Source organism: Citrobacter sp. CK198, from assembly GCF_030333295.1.
In the GTDB taxonomy this organism is placed as follows: Bacteria; Pseudomonadota; Gammaproteobacteria; order Enterobacterales; family Enterobacteriaceae; genus Citrobacter_B; species Citrobacter_B koseri.
This window is the reverse complement of sequence record NZ_JAOWGE010000034.1, coordinates 523856-539335: the sequence shown is the minus strand read 5'-3', so window position 1 is coordinate 539335 and position 15480 is coordinate 523856. Positions and strand designations below refer to the sequence as shown.

Below are 15480 nucleotides of genomic sequence, written 5' to 3'. Positions count from 1 at the left end.
CTCAACGAGAGAGGGAATATTCTATTTAAAAATTTGTTAAGAAGCATTATTTTTTTCAATCAGCTCAAAACTTAACGGAGTTCCTTTTTCTAAACTTTGATTTACAGTAGTACCTATTATTTCATCATAGTACTTCGGCGCCATGCCATACCCCGGTCTAATACTCTTAACATTTTCACTAGTCAATTTTTCGCCTTTCTTCACATCTTTTACGACATAAAGAGAACGACGGAATTTGAGATTACCTTTTTCACTTTCTTTGCGCTCATAGTTCACCCGACCTAATGCCATCCAGGCCGTCTTCGCATCGCGACACAACGCTACAAGATCTTTAGGTTCCAGGGAGAAGCTATCATCCGGGCCACCGCCATTGCGGTCGAGGGTGATATGTTTTTCAATAATATTGGCACCAAGAACAACTGAAGCAACCGCAGTGGTGTTATCAATTGTATGGTCTGACAAACCAGTGATTACATTAAACCGTTTTGCCATATCGGGTATGGTTGCAAGGTTGTAATCTTCGGCAGGAGCCGGATAACCACTGACACAATGCAGAACAACCAGTTCTTTACACCCGGCACCGTACGCAGCGTCTATAGCTTCCTGGATTTCGTGTTCATCTGCCATACCCGTTGACATAATCATCGGTTTTCCTTTACTTGCCACATAGCGGATTAAAGGTAAGTCAACGAGTTCAAATGAGGCTATCTTGTAAGCTGGGGCATCCAGTTCTTCCAGAAGATCAACAGCAGTGAAGTCGAAAGGAGAACTAAACATCGTGATACCAACTTCTTTAGCCTTCTCAAAAAGCTTCTGGTGCCACTCCCATGGAGTATGTGCCCATTCATAAAGCTGATATAAAGATTTTCCTTTCCACAGGCCATCTTTAATCTGAAAATCTTCTTTATTGCAATCAATTGTTATTGTATCTGGTCGATAAGTTTGAATTTTGATCGCATCAGCGCCACTTTCTTTAGCTATCTCGATCAACCGGAAAGCAGTATTAATATCGCCATTATGATTTGCTGACAACTCCGCAATGATATATGGAGGGAAGTCAGCACCAATTTTACGCCCGGCAATTTCAATAAACTTATTCATTAGTTAACCTTTTTAATTGTGATATTGTATCGTTGACCATTAATGATGAAATAAGCAGGAAACCGATTAGGGTCACATACTCTAAGCAAATTAAATTGTTCTCTTATTGTTTTATCAGTATCCAACTCGCTGTTTTCAGGCGTCCGTTTTTCGTAATAATCCGGGTTTCCAGTTTGAGAGGTCGGCGTCGCTGTTTTATAATTTTGACAGAACCAATTAATCAATTCGATTTCCGCACCAAATAATTTTTCATTAATTTCATCAAATAACTCAGTGCCATCTAGAGGTATATGAATTTTTCTCCAAATGTCTCCCGTATCTATACCTGATTCAGCATTTAGCAAAGATAAAACTATACGGTCTTTCCCGGTTAAGATATCCCATACATGCGGGCTCCATCCTCGTCCTTGTGGCAAATCACTAGCATGAAGAACTAACGTATATTCGAATCGCTCCCTAATCTCTTTTTTGATAAATTCGGAACAGGATATAAGGAATAGAACACCGTTTGCATTTTTAATATCTGCAACACTGGTGACTAATTCAATATTATAATTATCTTTATTTCTCTCTTGCCACGTACTGAGGTAAACATATACCGGGTGTTCGATATCACTACACAATAACGTTACATTAAGCATAATTTCTCGTTCACTGTAGAATAAATTCTGTGCAACCCTGTGCCATCACAGACTTGAGAAGAAGCCTCAGACAATTTTTTTAAAATTGCGACATCACTTATAAGATGATCAATCAAATTCTTAAGCCTTAATATATCGTCTTCGTTTTCCAGGAGTCCAAAGTTGATTGCAGCGCCAGCTTGACTTAAGTTCTTAGCGATAGTTTCCTGGTTCTTGGCAATTACCAAATTTATTGTAGGTAATCCTAATGCACACCTCTCCCACGAGGTCGTACCAGCAGCGCCAATGCATAGATCAGCGTCAGTCATTTCCTCTGACATTTTATCAGAATTAATAACTAATCTAATTTTATTAAGTGATTTTGAGATGGCGTCTTCTAAACTATATAAGTTAGGATTCCCAGAGCCAACAATAAGTGTAATCTTGCCGCTATAATGACTTTTTTCAAGTGCTGAAAGTGTCATTAGGCTTTTGTTGTTTTTGTCAACACCACCCAACGTAACCAAAATATTGTTTACATGTTGGATATCTTTTCGCCGTGTTAATGACTTTGGTCTCCATTGAGAAAATTCATCCCTTAACAGGGAAAATTGAGGTCCCAATAGTAACTGACAATCACTATTTACTAATGCAAGATAATCCCCTTTCTGGCGACCGATAGTCTGGTCAATCAACCAGTTACAGTGATGCGAACGATCACAAAGGTCATCAATTACCAGCAAAGGTGCCAATGAATTCAGTTCAGTTTCCCATGGTTTCCCAAGCGCATAATGATCGACAACAATTAAGCTAAGTTCATTATTACTTTCGCAACCATATTTCACCAATATCTCTCTGGAGAGGGAGGCATCATCACTTTCAGTTCCATTAAGCCAGGCTGAATGAAAATATCTGTTTTCTCGCTCTGACGTAGTGGGGATCCTGATGTAATCAGCACCTGATGTTTTTATCTCGGCTTCAAGCACTGGTGTCAGACTTCGGGAAATGAAGAGAACCTGAAAACCTTCCCTCATAAATTTTTGGGCCAAAGATAAGCACCTTTTGATATGGCCTATCCCTGTATCGACACTTCCATCAGCACGAAACGCTATATATTTAGCCATCAATTTTAGCTTTAAGTAATTGGAAAAGATTTTCAGCAATCACCCAGTCTTCAGGAGTGTCAATATCCTGTACCCGCTCACGGGGGAGGATTTCTAACAAGCTCTTTGACGTGAAGAAACCTTTTCGATTCATAAATGCCTCAGGTTTGCCCCAGTAAAACTGCCCGGCATCATGGTAAGCAGGTTCAAGATCCTGAGAGCGTGTCTTTTCATTTTCAGGATGGAACATCTGTACCTTTCCATCTGGCTTTAAATAAACAGCTCGCTGGATCGGGAATGGGAAAGATGTTGCAGAGAAAACATAATCGCAATCGCTTTGCTGCAGCTTTTCATATGCTTTTTCCAAATCCTGGCCTTGAAGAAAGGGGGCGGTCGCATAGATGCAGCAGACAAAATCAATACATACACTTTGGGATAACTCATCCAAGGCATGATGAATGACATCAACTGTTGTAGCAAAATCATCAGAAATATGAGCAGGCCGCATAAACGGCACTTCCGCACCATATTTACGCGCGACCTCAGCAATTTCTTCATCATCTGTTGATACAATGATTCGGTCAAAGACGCCGCTCTGCTGAGCGGCTTCAATGGACCAGGCAATCATTGGTTTCCCACAAAATTCTTTAATATTTTTACGTGGTATACGCTTGCTACCGCCACGTGCAGGAATGATTGCCACATTCATTTAAAAGAACTCCCGAATACATTTGATAACGTAATTCTGCTCTTCATCAGAAAGTGTCGAGTACATCGGAATGCTGATTGCGCGCGAGTAATAGTTCTCAGCAATCGGGTAATCGCCTGCTTTATGTCCGAGTTGTTCATAATATGGCTGAGTATGAACAGGGATATAATGGACGTTAACGCCAATTCCTTTATCACGCAGGTAGTCAAAAAGCGGTTTACGCTGTGCTGGATCGTTAACCGTCAGAGGATAAAGATGTAGAGCACTGTAGCCACTTGGTGATTGAAGAGGAGTGGAAACAGGAACTCCCTCAAACGCCGCGTCATAACGTCTTGCCAATTCATGCCGACGGGCAACAAAATCCTCAATACGTTTTAACTGGCTCACACCCAAAGCCGCCTGCAATTCGGTCATACGATAATTCAAACCGAGATCAACCTGCTGATAGTACCAACCTCCTTCCGTGGCTTTCGTCATTTTATCACCATCGCGGGTAATGCCATGACTACGAAAAAGCTGTAATTTTTCAGCCAGGGAATCACAGTTGGTGAGCGCCATGCCGCCTTCTGCTGTCGTTATAATTTTTACCGGATGAAAGCTCAGTATCGTAATATCGGCAAAACGAGAATTACCAATTTTAACCCCCTGATAACTACCGCCAATTGCATGTGATGCATCTTCAATAATGGCAAAACCATACTCTTTAGACAGTTGATGAATTTCTTCCATCTCACATGATTGACCCGCGAAAGCAACAGGAACAACAACTTTTGGTAATACGCCGTTAGCCTTAGCAGTAGCCAATTTAGCTTTTAGCGCGCTCACACTCATATTGTAGGTTTGCGGATCGATATCGACAAAACTAACATTGGCTCCACAATACAAAGCACAATTAGCCGAAGCGACAAACGTATTCGGAGACGTCCATAACCAGTCACCTTTCTTCAGGCCTAACGCCAGGCAAGCAACGTGTAACGCAGAGGTCGCACTGTTCACAGCAACGGCATGTTTAACACCGACATAATCTGCAATAGCTTGCTCAAACTGTGGTACACATGGTCCTTGGGTCAAAAAATCTGACTTCAATACGTCCACAACTGCATTGATATCTTCATCAGAGATATCCTGTCGTCCATAAGGAATAAATTTCATCAGATATTGCCTACTTTTTCGCGGTTTTCATCAATCCACTGACGAAGCTCCTCAATACTCATCCATTCCGTATTGCTGTCGCTCTCGTACACGAATCCTTCCGGCACTCTCTTACCGTCTTTGATACGTTCAGGAGAGTCACACCAGTTGTGAATAGCAGGCAGGATTTTGAAATGTTCTGGGTATTCATAGGTATAATGTGCATCTTCCGCACTGATCATCTGCTCATGCAGTTTTTCACCAGGGCGAATACCAATGACTTTCTGAGTTGCATCCGGGGCAACAGCGGTAGCAACATCGGTAACTTTCATTGATGGGATTTTTTTCACGTAAATCTCACCGCCAACCATATCGTTGAAAGCATGCCATACCAGTTCAACTCCCTGTTCCAGGGTAATCATAAAGCGGGTCATACGATCATCAGTAATAGGCAGTTCACCTTTATCTTTAATGGAAAGGAAGAAAGGGATGACTGAACCACGAGAACCCATTACATTACCGTAACGGACAACGGCAAAACGCGTTTTGGTTGCACCAGAGTAGGAATTACCCGCAACAAACAGTTTGTCAGAGGCCAGTTTGGTTGCACCGTAAAGATTAGCCGGGCTACTCGCTTTATCTGTTGAGAGTGCAACAACACGTTCAATGCCTTTATCAATACATGCATCAATAACGTTCATCGCACCGTTAATATTTGTTTTTACACACTCGAATGGGTTGTATTCTGCTGTCGGTACAATCTTAGTTGCTGCTGCATGGACGACGAAATCAACACCATCTAATGCACGGTATAAACGATCTTTATCGCGAACATCGCCAATGAAGAAACGAATACGGCTTTCATCTTTAAAATGCTTCGCCATTTCCCACTGTTTCATTTCGTCACGAGAATAAATGATAATCTTTTTCGGATTATATTTTTCCAATGTCATTCGAACAAATTTATTACCAAAAGACCCCGTACCACCAGTTACCAGAATAGTTTTATTATCAAACATGTTTATTCACCGAAAAATATACTATTTAGATTGTTACAATAATGGCCTATTGTAACGCAAATCTCTAACTATGTTTTACGCACGCTACCGCCCCTGGCTCAACAGCTACCAGTGTACTGCATGCATTCCAGAAATGTTACGAGCCTGCCGATCCTGGCAAAGCGCTCTAAAACTCAAACGCTAATTGTCTTACCAAACAAGGTCAGAAACAAGGAAAAATGCCACAAAACCATAACGAAAATTTGGTGGCTAACACATTGTTATTAAGGATATTTATATAAAACAAAAACGGCAGAAACATCCAAAGACACCTGGATGTTTCTGCCGTCATTATTTTTATAACATCCGCCTCTGGCGATCGGCTTAGCTTACTCGTTAAGCAACGCCTCAATTCCCTTCCGAAACTTCGCCCCTTCCTTCAGGTTGCGCAGCCCGTACTTAACGAACGCTTGCATATAGCCCATTTTCTTACCGCAGTCGTAGCTATCGCCTGTCATCAGCATGGCGTCAACAGACTGTTTTTTCGCCAGTTCTGCAATTGCATCCGTCAACTGGATGCGGCCCCAGGCGCCGGGTTCTGTTCTTTCCAGTTCTGCCCAGATATCTGCCGACAACACATAGCGACCTACCGCCATCAGATCTGAGTCCAGCGTCTGCGGTTGATCCGGCTTTTCAATAAACTCAACAATACGGCTGACTTTCCCCTCATTATCCAGAGGTTCTTTGGTCTGGATAACGGAATACTCTGAAAGGTCGCCTTTCATGCGTTTTGCCAGCACCTGGCTGCGTCCCGTTTCGTTGAAACGCGCTACCATTGCCGCAAGATTATAGCGAAGCGGATCGGCCGTCGCGTCATCAATGATGATATCAGGCAGCACCACCACAAACGGGTTGTCGCCAATCACAGGACGCGCGCATAAAATGGAATGCCCCAGCCCCAGCGGTTGAGCCTGGCGAACGTTCATAATCGTCACGCCTGGTGGGCAAATGGACTGCACTTCCGCCAGCAACTGACGTTTCACGCGTTGCTCCAGAAGTGACTCTAATTCGTAGGAGGTGTCGAAGTGGTTCTCTACCGCATTTTTGGAAGCGTGAGTAACCAGAACGATTTCTTTGATCCCAGCAGCAACAATTTCGTCAACAATGTACTGTACCATCGGTTTGTCAACAATCGGCAGCATCTCTTTGGGGATTGCCTTGGTGGCAGGCAACATGTGCATACCCAGACCAGCTACCGGAATAACTGCTTTCAAATTAATCATTATTTCATCCACCTATAAAATGGTTGCTGAATTATAGCTCTTTAGCATGTTTTAGCCAGCATGAATTACATTATGGCGTTGGATGTGATGGTACGCCGCTTATCCGCAGATTGCAGTAGCCATAATCTTAAGTATGAGTAACTTTCGCCAGGAATGGTCGCAAAACTACCTCCCCCGCTCCGGCAACCTGAAATTGACCGCTTCCACATTCACCACCTTGTGGTTAATCCTGTCGATATCGACCGAGCTCTGCCCCTTCTCATTGACTGCATGAACGTTCGCCAGCGACAGCAAAGTGTCCTGTTTCGCCATAAACTTGCCGCGTATATCTTTACGCAGATCAAAGTGCATCTTCAGCGCGGGCCCTGTCGCAGACTCCTGCATTACCTTGATATTACGCAGGAAAAGATGCTGCGGCTGGTTGTGTAGTTCAAGCGTAGCGCGCTTCATATCCAGATTGGTGATCGCCACAAAGGAGGTCGCATTCCCTGAAGAGATCTGAATGCCGCGCAGTTTATAGTCCAGGCGAGTGTTATCAAGATGAATATCATTTAATTTGAAGTTTTGCGGAATGGATAAATATTTGCCTTTGACGACGCCATAACCAATAAGCATCCCCGCACAATTCACCATATCGATATTATCAATCACGAAATTATCACACCCATAAATTGCTACCGTCGCATTATCAATGCCCGCTTTCTTACTGAAATCAGGCGTGATATTCCGCGCTTTTACATTACGAATGATAAAGTGTTTTCCGTTCTCCACATGAACCAGTTGTCGGCAATCCGATCCGGTAATATTGGCCACGACAAAGTTCTTTACGGTTTGTTCTTCCGGGTAGGCATTATCGTAGGTGCTACCCGCCAGCCCGATGCCAATCCCCCAATTGATTTTCCCGTTGGTGCAGTCGATGCGTTCTATAACATGGTCAGAGATCAGAATGTTACGATCGTTAATCGCCACGTTCCATTCGATGGCATCCCCTTGCAGATCGCTGAATCGGCCGTTGGTGATGCGCGCGCCGTCCACCTGATTGTGGAATCCCTGGCGCAGAATGGCGTAATTTGCATGGCTGACCGTAATATCATCAATGGTGAGATTACGCATCACTCGCGGCTTTTTACCGCCAATGTAGATCTGGGTAACGGGGCCGAACCCGCTCATGGCAATCCCCCTGATGGTGCAATCTGAACCGCGCACATCCAGGGTGATGTTGTGCAGGCTACCGCCCTGCTCCCCTGTTACCTGGCAGCCATCCTGCAACACGAACCGACCGCGACCATTGCCACTTAAGCGCCCACGCACATGCAGCGTTTTTCCTGCCGGGATAAAGATGCCGGTATTGACGTTCTCGCAGACCAGCCCCGCAGGAACAACAACCGTCTGCGCTTCGCTAAACGCCTGTTTAAACGAGGCTATCCAGTCTCGGGAGTTATAATCCTGAATATTGACGGTTTGCCGGGGTTCAAGCGCGCGGGCAAAGGGGGAATGGAGGACAGGAAGTGCGGCAAGCGCAGAGCCTGCCGTCAGGAAGGTGCGACGGGAGAGTTTATTCTCTGGCATACAACCTCGGTTTACATCGTTTGCAGCAGGCTGGCTAACTGTTGATTAATCACCTGCTGATTAAAATCAGCCTCAACTTTTTCACGGGCGCGTTGTACCACAGGCCGTAACGACTCGGTGTCAATGCGACTGAATGCCGCCAGTTGCTCCGCCAACGCCTCAGCATCATTTTCAGGCACCAGCCAGCCCGACTTACCGGCATCCACCAGTTCAGGAATTCCGCTGTGAACGGTTGAAACCACCGGCAGCCCGACTGCCATCGCTTCCATCAGCGCCACCGGAATACCTTCCATATCGCCATCCGTACCGGTGATAGAGGGCAGCAGAAACACATCCGCGTCATCCAGCATTTTTTTCACTTCATGGCTGGGCTTAAAGCCGGGCATTTCAATCACATCATCAAGCTGGTACTGCTCAATCAATGTGCGCAGGCGTCTCTCCCACGGCCCCATGCCCAGGATGCGATAACGGAACGCCACCCCCTGCGCTTTGAGCTGTCGGCAGGCCTCAATCGCTACGTGCAGTCCTTTCTTCTCGGTTAATCGCGCCACGGAGATAATCTCCAGCGGCGTACCCGGCGCTTTTACCGGACGGTGAGTAAAGCGCGTCATATCGACGCCCATCCGCGAGACCGCAATTTTCTCGGGCGGGCACCCCATTGTTTTAAGGCGTCCCGCCCATAATTCACTGATGGGCAGCATGAGATCGCCACGCTGGAACAGGCGTTGATATTCAGGCGTGTAGTGATTGAGTACATCGCGGTGCGATACATCAATACCGTGAAAAACGGTGGAGATTTTGCCTTTGATCACGCCAAGTTCCCGCAACTTCGCCGCCGTTACGCCCGCCGGGCCAAAATGGGCGATAAAAACATCCGCCTGGAACATTTTTGGCGTCAGCCCGCAGATTGCGGACAGAATCAGGTTGCGCGCTTCATCACCGTAACGTGAAACATTCAACGCCTTCCAGGTCGATGCGCGCGTACCGCCACGCAAAGACGCAATGGCGCGATAGCGCAGCTTCGCCAGCTTGCCTTCCGGCTCATCCAGCAGCCAGTGCGTTTTTTCACCCAGGCGGTAGGTGTCATACGCCGCATGCGTGTTTTCAAGGTCGCCTTTATGCAACGCGACAATTTCCACCTCAAACCCCATATCGATAAACGCGGTGATCTGGTTCAGCACGAAGGTCTCTGACGACAGTGGGAACTTCAGTAAAAAGAAGCTGACCTTCATTTCCCCTCCCCGATACGGGTTAACACTGACTGCACCATGCGAAAGCCCTGTTCACGCTCGCGGTTTACGGCGTCCGCCAGTCGCGCGTTGAGCGCGGGCAACTGCCCCAGCGTATCGGCCACCATCGCTTCCAGGCTGCCGTCCAGCAAATGACGAATGTCGATCGCCATTTCAGGCAATCCCAGCTGTTGCATAATTCCGGCAGATTTGTGCTCATAATTAATGGCAATCGCAGGGGTCGCAAAATTCATGGAAATAATGGCGGAATGCAGACGCGTGCCCACCGTCAGCTCACAGGCGCCGAGGATTTTACCCATTTCAAGATCGTTGAGTTCGTCCATTACCACATGGTAACGATCCGGATCGCTGACGTGCTGGCGCAGGTTTAACGCCACCATGCGATCGTCTTTGTTATAGCTGTCGATACCGGTACAGGTTGACAGCGCAATAACCTGATAGCCTTCCTCAAGGATACGGTTCACCACGCCAGCAAACGCCTTCTCGTAAGCCTGTTGGGTGGTTCCCAGACGCTTATCGAATGGCGCCAGTTCACGCAGCGTAATCGCAACCGTCTTTTGCTTTCCGGCAAGGGCTAACCAGTGCTGAACGGCATAGCCCGGTTCAAAATCATCATTGTGATGATCAACCAGCCAGGCGGTATCGACCCCCGCTTCAACTTTCGTCGTGGTGATATCGCTACGCTTCATCAGCTCCAGACTGACTGATTCACGCAGAATCAACGCATCACAATGACCAAAGACATAATTCGCCAGCGTGTTGAACTGCTCGTCCTGGAAGGGGCCGACGCTGTGACCAATCATATACAGCGGCTTCTTCGCCATAAAAGTACACAGCGCATGTTCAAACTGCGGCACACCGTACAGATCGACGAAAAACGAGCCCCCGACCTGGATAATGGCGTCATAACCGGATAACAGACGCACGAAGTCGGTAAACCCCTGCGCAATGGCAATATTGCGTAGCTTGCCGGTATCGGTGACGCGGGAGAGCAGTACCTGATGCTGATAGCGGCGACGCAGCACTTTTTTCACGCGCCCCATCACGCCCGCCACGTTATTGTGCTGTTTCATCTGCGAATAGAGCGGATCGCCCATCACCGGGCGATTCAATAACCAGGATGAGCTCACCGGATAGCGACTCATCACATCCACTTCTGCGTCAGGTTCAAGACGGTTAATGGCATCCAGCAGGCCGCGCAAAATTGCGCTGTCGCCACGGTTGCCGCAGGTGTGGTTGCCCAGGATCAGTAATTTCATATTTGCCCCTTAAAATCGTTGCCGGATGGCGGCTGTCGCCTTATCCGGCCTACAGCAAAATCAATTCATAGGCCGGATACGACGCGTAAACGTCGCCATCCGGCAAAAGTTATCCTGCGCGAAGCAGTGTTTTCATTTTTTCGCTACGGCAAAACTGGCGCTTCATCTCCACCACCAGCGGATGGCGCGAAAGCACAATCATCACGGCGAAGGCCAGCGCGCCCGCCACGATTTGCGTTGCCAGCAGTACGCTCAGCGGCAGATGTCCATTTAGCGCAATCCCCAACCCATAGCTCACCGCCAGGGTAGGTAAAGAGAGATAAAACGGTAGCCACAGGCTAAGGATGTACTGGCGGTAACTCGACCCCAGCACCGGTTTAATCATGACGAAATAGCTCAGAACGGTATTGATGATCTGCACCAGCAGGAAGCCCAGCGTCACACCTGTCGCCCCCGCCAGATGGCCGCCAACGATAATTGCAGGAATGAACAGAAAGGTTTTTAACACATTGAATTTGAAGCTGATATCGACGCGCGCTTTCGCCATCAGCAACGAACCAATCGGGTTGCCGACAGAGCGCAACAGCCCCACCACGCACAGCAGTTGCAGCACCGGAATGATGCTGTTCCACTTCTCGCCAAAAACCAGCGGCACAAAATTATTCGATACCACCATCAGACCGAGCAACGCGGGAAAATTAATAATCCCCACGACCGACAGCAGCTTGTAGAAGTTGACGCGCAGCTTCTCCGTATCATCCTGAATTTTGGCGAACGCCGGGAACAATACGCGGGTAATGATCGGGTTAAGCTTCATTGGCGGAACTACCGCCACGTTATAAGCAAGGTTGTATCCCCCGGCGACGCTCGCGCCGAGAATACGCGCCAGCACCAGCGTCGACAGGTTAGTATTGACGTAATTGATGATGCTGTCCGCCGTCAGCCATGCGCCAAAGCGCAGGTTCGACGAAACAGACGCCAGCGAAAAATGCAGGCCGGGGCGGTAGATCTTCCGGCCAAAATAGCCGAACAGCAGCGTACGGACGGCGCTGTTGACCAGATAGCCGAGGATAGCCGTCATTGCCAGCGGCCAGAAATGGGCGCTGACCACGGTAAAGGTGAACCCCGCCAGCACCGAGCTGGTCTCGATCATGCCTATTTTGTTAAATTCCAGCTCCTTTTGCATCAACGCGCGAAACTGTTGCCCGTGAGGGATCACCACAAACGCCAGCGACAGGGTTTTAATCAGCGGCGCCAGATCGGGGTTATGCAGCACGTTGCCGATCACGTCGCTAAGCAAAAACACCACGACGCACACCGCCAGCCCTAAGCCAACGTTCAGCCAGTACAGGGTGGTGAGCTCGAGGTGGCTTATCGTTTTACGCTGGATAATGGAGTTGGCAATACCGAAGTCCGACAGCGTATCGGCGAGGGCGATAATCACCAGCGACACGGTCAGCAGACCAAACTGGTGATTATCAATAATCCGCGCCAGCACGGTCATCTGAATCAGTCCCAGCCCGATGATGATAACCGTAGCGATCGCCGACCACTTCGCCCCACTGATGGTTTTTTCTCGTAAGCTCATGATCGTTCCTCAGTACGCCGCTTTATTCACAAAGCCTTTGAACACCGTCAGAAAAACAATCTTGATGTCAAACCACACGCTCCACTCACGGATGTACTCCAGATCAAACTCCACGCGCTTTTCCATTTTCTCCAGCGTGTCAGTCTCGCCGCGCCAGCCGTTGATCTGCGCCCACCCCGTAATGCCGGGTTTGACTTTATGGCGCAGCATGTAGCCTTCGATAAGCTGGCGATACTGCTCGTTATGCGCCACCGCGTGCGGGCGCGGCCCGACGATAGACATGCCGCCGGTCAGAACGTTGATAAACTGCGGCAGTTCATCAAGCGAGGTACGGCGCAGAAAATTCCCCACGCGGGTTACACGCGGGTCGTTTTGCGTCGCCTGCGTCACCACTTTGTCGTTTTCCATCACCTTCATGGAGCGGAATTTCCACACTTTGATCGGCTTCCCGTCCATGCCATAACGGGTCTGGCGGAAAATAATCGGCCCTGGCGAACTGAATTTGACCGCCAGCGCAATGCAACACAGCACCGGAGAGATCAGCAGCAGAATCAGCGACGCCAGCACGATATCTTCCGCGCGTTTCAGCAGACGATTGACCCCTGACAGCGGCGTGTCATACAGCGGCACGACCGGCACGCCGCTTACCTCTTCAATACGCGAGTGCAGAATATTGAAGGTAAAAACATCCGGGATGAGGATTACCGAGCAGGTAGTGTCCGCCAGAGCGCGCACCAGTTTTTTTACCTGCGCCCCGTCACTCATCGACATGGCGATATAGACGTTATGAATGCGTGAGGCTTTGGCATCCTCGACCAGTTGTTGCAGATTTCCGGCCCAGTCAGAAGAGACGCCGCCCGGTTTCGGATCGTAGTAAACGCCGACCACTTCAAAACCCAACCACGGCTCCTTGCGGAAGCTGTCCAGCAGCGACTGACCGGCAGGAAGATCCCCTGCCACCGCCACCCGGCGCGTGTTGTACCCACGGTTACGCAGCCATCCGGCTCCGTAGCGAATGAACGAGCGGCAGACCACCAGACCCACGCTGGAGAGCGCATACCACGCCAGCCAGACGGTAAGACGGTTATCGAAGTCGTTATTGAAGGCAATCAGGCCCGCGCTGAAGACCAGACTCAGCGTCCAGTTTTGCAGCAGTAGCGCCAGTTCCGTCGAAATCTTCACGCCGCGCCAGGAACGGTAAAAATCAGTTATGCCGCCCAGCATCTGAAAAACCACCAGCGTGATCAGCGCCACCAACAGATGCATATACAGGAAAGGCAATCCGCTCAGCTTGCAGACAATCCATAACCCGCCAAACATGATGGTGATATCCGAAAAGCGTTGCACCATAGAGATTAACGATGCATTGGTTTTGGCTCGCTCGCGCTTTTTTAGATTTGTCATCGTTGTTCCTGTTATTAGCCCCTTACCCGTCGCCGGGTAAGGGAAGAACCGACATTACTGATTCAGCAACGTCAGCAGGGTTCGCGTTCGCGCTTCCATCAGCGGAATGTCGCCGCGTGATTCCACATTCAGCCGCACCACCGGTTCGGTATTGGAAGAACGCAGGTTGAAGCGCCAGTCGGCAAACGACATGCTGATGCCGTCAGTTCTGTCCACCGTCAGCGCTTCACGCGCAAAGTGTGCTTCCACCCGGCTGATGGCGGCCGCAGGCTCTGCCAGTTTGCTGTTGATTTCACCGCTGGCCGGGAACGCCGCCATCCGGTCACGCACCAGTTCCCCCAGCGACTGCCCTTTCAGACATACCAGCTCCGCCACCAGCAGCCACGGGATCATCCCGCTGTCGCAGTACGCAAAATCACGGAAGTAGTGATGGGCGCTCATTTCGCCGCCGTAGATAGCATCTTCATGGCGCATACGTTCTTTAATGAAGGCATGACCGGTTTTCGACATCACCGGCGTGCCGCCCGCCGCCGTCACCACATCAACGGTGTTCCAGGACAGACGCGGGTCGTGGATGATCTTCGCCCCCGGGTGTTTCTCCAGAAATGCCTCCGCCAGCAGGCCGACAATGTAGTAGCCCTCAATGAACTGCCCTTTCTCATCGAACAGGAAGCAGCGGTCGAAATCCCCGTCGAAGGCAATGCCCATATCTGCGCCGTGTTCAATAACGGCGTTGCGGGTGTCATCGCGACACTCCGGCAGCAGCGGATTAGGGATGCCGTTCGGGAAGTTGCCGTCCGGCGTGTTGTGGATTTTGATAAAGTCAACCGGCACGCCCTGCGCCTTAAAGCGGGCTTCAATGGCATCCACCACCGGGCCTGCCGCGCCGTTGCCGGAGTTGATGACCAGCTTCAATGGCGTGAGATTGTTGACGTTGATGTAGCCGAACAGGTGGTCGATGTAGGCGTCACGCAGATTGATCTGCTTATAGCTGCCGCGTCTGGCTTCGTTGACCGGTGGAAAATCATTGGCTTCCGCCAGACGCTGCACGTCGCGCAGGCCGGTGTCGCCGCTGATAGGGCGCGCGCCCTCGCGCACCAGTTTCATACCGTTGTAGTCCATCGGGTTATGGCTGGCGGTCACTTCAATACCGCCATTGACGCCCAGATGGAAGGTCGCAAAATAGATCTCTTCCGTGCCGGAAAGGCCGATATCCAGTACGTCAACGCCCGCATCCTGCAACCCTTTCGCCAGCGCCAGTTTCAGCGACTCGCTTGTCAGGCGCACATCGCCGCCCAGCACAATGGTTTTCGGTTGCAGGAACTCGCCGTAAGCGCGGCCAATACGCCACGCGATATCCTCATTCAACTCTTCGCCCAGCCTGCCGCGAATATCGTAGGCTTTAAAACAGGTTAATTTCGTCATGTTTTTACCCTTCTTCAGGCAACAGTTGGCCCTGACTCTC

At 49.2% G+C, this 15480-nt stretch carries 13 protein-coding genes; all 13 read right to left on the bottom strand.

The genetic code is table 11. The features are described 5' to 3' along the window. Positions 1–36: 36 nt before the first annotated feature. Positions 37–1101, bottom strand: a complete 1065-nt coding sequence (gene pseI / locus OGY62_RS17535; RefSeq protein WP_286460341.1) for a pseudaminic acid synthase — start codon at positions 1099–1101, stop codon at positions 37–39. Continuing rightward, the gene (locus OGY62_RS17530; RefSeq protein WP_115181429.1) at positions 1101–1742 is read right to left on the bottom strand and encodes a formyl transferase; all 642 of its coding nucleotides are present in this window, start codon (positions 1740–1742) and stop codon (positions 1101–1103) included. The genes pseI and OGY62_RS17530 overlap by 1 nt, the downstream gene beginning before the upstream one ends. Continuing rightward, on the bottom strand, positions 1730–2845 hold the full coding sequence (gene pseG, locus OGY62_RS17525; protein ID WP_275155042.1) for a UDP-2,4-diacetamido-2,4,6-trideoxy-beta-L-altropyranose hydrolase: 1116 nt from the start codon (positions 2843–2845) through the stop codon (positions 1730–1732). The genes OGY62_RS17530 and pseG overlap by 13 nt, the downstream gene beginning before the upstream one ends. Further along, on the bottom strand, positions 2838–3533 hold the full coding sequence (gene pseF / locus OGY62_RS17520; RefSeq protein ID WP_115181427.1) for a pseudaminic acid cytidylyltransferase: 696 nt from the start codon (positions 3531–3533) through the stop codon (positions 2838–2840). The genes pseG and pseF overlap by 8 nt, the downstream gene beginning before the upstream one ends. After that, positions 3534–4685, bottom strand: a complete 1152-nt coding sequence (pseC, locus tag OGY62_RS17515) for a UDP-4-amino-4,6-dideoxy-N-acetyl-beta-L-altrosamine transaminase (protein WP_058669385.1) — start codon at positions 4683–4685, stop codon at positions 3534–3536. Further along, positions 4685–5683: a UDP-N-acetylglucosamine 4,6-dehydratase (inverting) gene (gene pseB / locus OGY62_RS17510; RefSeq protein ID WP_058669386.1), complete on the bottom strand. Its 999-nt coding sequence runs from the start codon at positions 5681–5683 to the stop codon at positions 4685–4687. Before pseB ends, pseC begins: the two co-directional genes overlap by 1 nt. Positions 5684–6051: 368 nt before the next feature. Beyond that, the gene (galF, locus tag OGY62_RS17505) at positions 6052–6945 is read right to left on the bottom strand and encodes a UTP--glucose-1-phosphate uridylyltransferase GalF (RefSeq protein WP_012131721.1); all 894 of its coding nucleotides are present in this window, start codon (positions 6943–6945) and stop codon (positions 6052–6054) included. 165 nt (positions 6946–7110) lie between these two features. Further along, a complete protein-coding gene (gene wcaM / locus OGY62_RS17500) occupies positions 7111–8514 on the bottom strand; it encodes a colanic acid biosynthesis protein WcaM (protein ID WP_286460340.1) in 1404 nt (467 codons plus the stop codon). An 11-nt stretch (positions 8515–8525) separates the two neighbouring features. Continuing rightward, positions 8526–9746 (bottom strand): colanic acid biosynthesis glycosyltransferase WcaL, encoded by a 1221-nt coding sequence (gene wcaL / locus OGY62_RS17495; RefSeq protein ID WP_047462621.1) that lies wholly within the window; start codon positions 9744–9746, stop codon positions 8526–8528. Further along, a complete protein-coding gene (gene wcaK, locus OGY62_RS17490) occupies positions 9743–11023 on the bottom strand; it encodes a colanic acid biosynthesis pyruvyl transferase WcaK (RefSeq protein WP_286460339.1) in 1281 nt (426 codons plus the stop codon). Before wcaK ends, wcaL begins: the two co-directional genes overlap by 4 nt. A gap of 109 nt (positions 11024–11132) precedes the next feature. Then, the gene (wzxC, locus tag OGY62_RS17485) at positions 11133–12611 is read right to left on the bottom strand and encodes a colanic acid undecaprenyl disphosphate flippase WzxC (protein ID WP_286460338.1); all 1479 of its coding nucleotides are present in this window, start codon (positions 12609–12611) and stop codon (positions 11133–11135) included. A gap of 9 nt (positions 12612–12620) precedes the next feature. Next, positions 12621–14015, bottom strand: coding sequence for an undecaprenyl-phosphate glucose phosphotransferase (gene wcaJ / locus OGY62_RS17480; RefSeq protein ID WP_286460337.1), 1395 nt, complete (start codon positions 14013–14015; stop codon positions 12621–12623). Between the two features lie 54 nt (positions 14016–14069). Beyond that, complete coding sequence (gene cpsG / locus OGY62_RS17475) at positions 14070–15440, bottom strand: colanic acid biosynthesis phosphomannomutase CpsG (protein WP_286460336.1); 1371 nt, start codon at positions 15438–15440, stop codon at positions 14070–14072. Between the last annotated feature and the right edge of the window lie 40 nt (positions 15441–15480).

Coding starts and splice junctions, on each gene's coding strand:
- pseI (WP_286460341.1), bottom strand. CDS start 1,101: ATGAATAAGTTTATTGAAATTGCCGGGCGTAAAATTGGTGCTGACTTC.
- OGY62_RS17530 (WP_115181429.1), bottom strand. CDS start 1,742: ATGCTTAATGTAACGTTATTGTGTAGTGATATCGAACACCCGGTATAT.
- pseG (WP_275155042.1), bottom strand. CDS start 2,845: ATGGCTAAATATATAGCGTTTCGTGCTGATGGAAGTGTCGATACAGGG.
- pseF (WP_115181427.1), bottom strand. CDS start 3,533: ATGAATGTGGCAATCATTCCTGCACGTGGCGGTAGCAAGCGTATACCA.
- pseC (WP_058669385.1), bottom strand. CDS start 4,685: ATGAAATTTATTCCTTATGGACGACAGGATATCTCTGATGAAGATATC.
- pseB (WP_058669386.1), bottom strand. CDS start 5,683: ATGTTTGATAATAAAACTATTCTGGTAACTGGTGGTACGGGGTCTTTT.
- galF (WP_012131721.1), bottom strand. CDS start 6,945: ATGATTAATTTGAAAGCAGTTATTCCGGTAGCTGGTCTGGGTATGCAC.
- wcaM (WP_286460340.1), bottom strand. CDS start 8,514: ATGCCAGAGAATAAACTCTCCCGTCGCACCTTCCTGACGGCAGGCTCT.
- wcaL (WP_047462621.1), bottom strand. CDS start 9,746: ATGAAGGTCAGCTTCTTTTTACTGAAGTTCCCACTGTCGTCAGAGACC.
- wcaK (WP_286460339.1), bottom strand. CDS start 11,023: ATGAAATTACTGATCCTGGGCAACCACACCTGCGGCAACCGTGGCGAC.
- wzxC (WP_286460338.1), bottom strand. CDS start 12,611: ATGAGCTTACGAGAAAAAACCATCAGTGGGGCGAAGTGGTCGGCGATC.
- wcaJ (WP_286460337.1), bottom strand. CDS start 14,015: ATGACAAATCTAAAAAAGCGCGAGCGAGCCAAAACCAATGCATCGTTA.
- cpsG (WP_286460336.1), bottom strand. CDS start 15,440: ATGACGAAATTAACCTGTTTTAAAGCCTACGATATTCGCGGCAGGCTG.